This is a genomic window from Halorubrum sp. Atlit-26R (assembly GCF_003666015.1).
GTDB lineage: Archaea > Halobacteriota > Halobacteria > Halobacteriales > Haloferacaceae > Halorubrum.
Genome location: NZ_QPLT01000513.1, coordinates 1 through 450 on the forward strand (window position 1 = coordinate 1; position 450 = coordinate 450).

General features: G+C 60.0%; 1 protein-coding gene. It reads left to right on the top strand.

Features of this window, described 5'->3' with window-relative positions:
* On the top strand, positions 1 to 445 hold a 445-nt coding region (locus DVK07_RS23135), incomplete at its 5' end, for a hypothetical protein (protein ID WP_121598632.1).
* Positions 446 to 450: the final 5 nt, after the last annotated feature.

The window sequence follows — 450 nt, forward strand, 5'->3', positions numbered from 1 at the left end:
GTACGACCGTCTGACTGGCGGCGATGCGTCTACTCCGATCGTCATCGACTGTATCACGAACTCTCTTGGCCGATCAGAGGAGGACACGGAGACGACGAAGTACGCGCAGGACCCGGGGAATCTCACGTCGATCGGTACGAAGTTCGCCGCTGTTCTCGACCAGCACGAAACGGATCAACTCTCCGTCGGCCTTACGAACCTCTCGCCGCTGCTGGTATACACGTCGCCTTCCGACGTGTTCCAGTTCGCACATATTCTCGTCCAGAAATCGATCGGTACCGGCTGGCCGGTGATCGCGACGATCGACCCCAGCGTTCACGACGCATCGACCGTCGAGCAGTTCGTTCCGCTGTTCGAGGGCGTGATCGAGACGCGGCGCACGGACGACGAAGACCAACAGTTTCGGATCCGGAAACCGGAGCGCACGGAGTGGGAGACGTTTTGAGAACG